2 protein-coding genes are annotated in these 3,527 nt (G+C 69.4%); both read right to left on the bottom strand.

Going from position 1 to position 3,527, the window contains the following annotated elements:
• The coding region (locus I53_RS18650; RefSeq protein ID WP_043353374.1) for a tetratricopeptide repeat protein at window positions 1–1,286 on the bottom strand (1,286 nt) is incomplete at its 3' end.
• A gap of 154 nt (window positions 1,287–1,440) precedes the next feature.
• Window positions 1,441–3,114, bottom strand: a complete 1,674-nt coding sequence (locus tag I53_RS18645; protein WP_043353371.1) for an electron transfer flavoprotein-ubiquinone oxidoreductase — start codon at window positions 3,112–3,114, stop codon at window positions 1,441–1,443.
• Window positions 3,115–3,527 lie beyond the last annotated feature (413 nt).

Here is a 3,527-nt window from a genome sequence, read left to right as displayed (position 1 = left end):
CGCTCGTAGGCGGTGCCGCGGAAATAGTAGGTCGTCCAGTAATTGGCCTGCGGCCGGTCGCCGATCAGGCCGATGGCCCGGGTGTAGGTGGCGGCCGCCTCCTCGTACTTCTTGCGGGCGCGCTGCACGTTGCCCAGCGCCGTGATGACGTCGATGTCGTCCGGGTGGGCCTTCATCGCCGCGTCGAGATGGGCCAGGGCCTCGTCGCCCTTGCCCATCTGCTCCAGGTTCAGGCCGATCTGGATGTCGGCGTTGAGCTTGAGCGGGGAGGCGGCCGGGATCTGCGCGTAGGCCTCGTTGGCCCGCTCGGGCTGCTTCATCCGGTCCAGCGTGTCGGCCAGCGTCAGCCGGGCGAGGGCGTGGTCGGGGGCGAGGTAGAGCGCCAGCCGCAGGTAGATCACGGCGGGCAGTTCGTCGCCCTGCGTCGAGCCCGCGGAGCCCAGCCCGTACAGCACCTCGGCTGCGCCCTCCTGGGCGGTGCCGATCAGCCGCGTGAGCGGCTTGCCCTCCTTGAGCTTGTCGAGGGCGTCGCGCACCAGCGGGTGGCGGGGCGAGAGCTGGTCGAAGTCGGAATAGGCTTGGATCGCCAGATCGGTGCGGCCGAGGCTCGCCTCCATCCGGGCATAGGCGTCGACGATGCGCAGGGTGTTGCGGTCGGCCTCGTAGGCGGCCTTGAGGCGCCGCTCGGCCTCGGCGTTGTCGCCGGTCACCGAGGCGATCAGGCCGGCATGGTAGTCGCGGAAGGTGTTGTAGTAGCGCTCGCCCCGGAGCTTGTTGACCGTCTCCAGCGCCTTCTTGCCGTCGCCCGCGCCGGCATACGACCAGGCGGTGAGCAGCGTCGCGGTCAGGTCGGTGGCCGCCCCGCGGCCGCTTCGCGAGAAGTTCTGGCGGGCGGCGGCCCATTGGCCCGCCTTGATCTGGCGCACCCCGAGGGAGAGGTTGGCGAGCCCGTTGGTGGGATCGCGGGCGATGAGCTTCTCGGCGGTGCGGAACGCGTCCGGCAGGGCGCCGTCGGCGAGCAGCGAGATGAAGGCGCGCTCGACCAGCTCGGCGTTGCGCGGATCGGCCTTGACCGCCTCGCGGTAGAAGGTCGCCGCCGCCGCCGTGTCCCGGGACGCGCCCGCGATGTAGGCGGAGAGGAAGTTGCCCTCCAGCGAATCCGCGGGCTCGTAGTCGAGCACCGGGGTCGATTCCCTCGGCTGCGCGGCCAGCACGGTCTGCGGCAGCCCGGCGGCGAGCAGAAGGGCGAGCGCCGAGACGCTCCGGCGGGCGCGTGTGATCATCATGAACCGATCGCGGCTCCTGGGCGCCGGCCCGTCAGGGGCCGGGCGCGAGAATGGCGGGGCATCCCCGAAAAAACGCTGGGGACACTGAACCCATCCCGCCAGCCCCGCAAGGCGAAAGGATGACGCCGCGTCCTCCCAGCCCGGTCCGGGCGCCTCACATGTTCGGGTAGTTCGGCCCGCCGGGCCCCTCCGGGGTCACCCAGTCGATGTTCTGGTTCGGATCCTTGATGTCGCAGGTCTTGCAGTGGACGCAGTTCTGCGCGTTGATCTGGTAGCGCACCCCGTCGCTCGCGGCGGAATCCGCCACCCACTCGTAGACGCCCGCCGGGCAGTAGCGGCCGGACGGCCCGCCATAGACGTCGTGCTCGGAGCGCTTCTGCAGCTCCAAGTCGCGGACCTTGAGGTGCGGCGGCTGGTCCTCCTCGTGGTTGGTGTTCGACAGGTAGACCGAGGAGAGCCGGTCGAAGGTCAGCTTGCCGTCGGGCTTCGGGTAGACGATCGGCGTCACCTCGGAGAGCGGCTTGAGGCAGGCGTGGTCGGGCTTGCCGTGCTTGAGCGTGCCGAACGGCGAGGCGCCGAAGATGCTCGTCGCCCACATGTCGATCCCGCCGAGGCCGACGCCCACCAGCGTGCCGTACTTGGACCAGAGCGGCTTGACGTTGCGCACCGCCTTCAGGTCCTGCCCGATCGGGCTGTCGCGCCAGCCGGCCTCGTAGGCGGTGAGCTCGTCCCCGGCGCGGCCCGCCTTCAGGGCGTCCGCGATGGCGTCGGCCGCCTGCATCCCGGAGAGCACCGCGTTGTGCGAGCCCTTGATCCGCGGCACGTTGACGAAGCCCGCCGAGCAGCCGACCAGGCAGCCGCCGGGGAAGACCAGCTTCGGCACCGATTGCCAGCCGCCCTCCATGATGGCGCGCGCGCCGTAGCCGATGCGCTTGGCGCCCTCGAAGGTCTCGGCGATCAGCGGGTGGGTCTTGAAGCGCTGGAACTCCTCGAACGGCGACAGGGTCGGGTTCTCGTAGTTCAGGTGCGTGACGAAGCCGACCGAGAGCAGGTTGTCGTCGAAATGGTAGAGCCAGGAGCCGCCGCCGGCCTTGTTGGGCAGCGGCCAGCCCATGGTGTGGCGCACGAGCCCAGGCTCGAACTTGCCCGGCGCGAGCTGCCAGAGCTCCTTCACGCCGAGCCCGTACTTGAAGTGGTCGCTGTGCCGGTTGAGCGAGAAGCGCTGGATCAGGCCTTTGGTCAGGTTGCCCCGGGCGCCCTCGCCGAACACCGTGTACTTGGCGCGCAGCTCCATGCCGCGGGTGTAGTCCTCGCGCGGCGCGCCGGACTTGCCGATCCCGAGATCGCCCGTGGCGATGCCCGCCACCGCGCCCTTGTCGTCGAACAGCACCTCGGAGGCCGGGAAGCCCGGATAGATCTCGACGCCGAGCGCCTCGGCCTGCGCGCCCAGGTACTTGCAGACGTTCGAGAGCGAGCCGACGAAATTGCCGTGGTTCGACATGAGCTTGGGGAAGAACAGGTTCGGCAGGGTGATGCCGCTGTTCTTGGTGAGCATCATGAACTCGTCGCGCTGAACTTCCGTCTTGAGCGGCCGCTCCGGGTCCTGGCGCCATTCGGGCAGGAGCCGGTCGAGGCCGATCGGGTCGATCACCGCGCCCGAGAGGATATGGGCGCCGACCTCGGAGCCCTTCTCGACGACGACGACGCTGATCTCCTCGCCGATCTCGGCGGCGCGCTGCTTCAGGCGGATCGCGGTGGCGAGGCCGGCCGGGCCGGCGCCCACCACGACCACGTCGAAATCCATGCTCTCGCGTTCGGGCAGCGCCATCCTCGCCTCTCCTTTTCTTCTTCCAGTCTTCTTCCAGCCCCCGAACCGCGGTGGGCCGGCATCCCTGCTGCCGTCTCAAGCGATTCCAAGCTAGAAAGGCAAGTTGCCGAAGATCCGGCTTAAGGCAAAGTTCCCTTTGCCGCACGGGGCGGTACATGTGACGGGTGCCGGACGATCCCACCCCGTCCGCAACCCGGCATGCCGGTCAGACGGCGGGTGGGGCGGGGCCCGCGGAATCGCGCTGTTCCGTCACGCAAGACCTTGCCCGGCCGGCGGGTTTCGAGAGTTGTCCACAGGCTGCGGCGTTCCCACATGCTCCTCTCCATGCCGAGCCCCAACGACGCGCAAGCCGATCTGATCGCCTATCTCGACTTCCACGTGGAGGCCGGTGCCGACGCGGTTCTGGACGAGCG

Origin of the sequence: Methylobacterium sp. B1 (genome assembly GCF_000333255.1) — a bacterium.
GTDB classification, from domain to species: Bacteria; Pseudomonadota; Alphaproteobacteria; order Rhizobiales; family Beijerinckiaceae; genus Methylobacterium; species Methylobacterium fujisawaense.
Note: the sequence above shows the minus strand (reverse complement) of the source record. Positions and strands in the feature narration are given on the sequence as shown.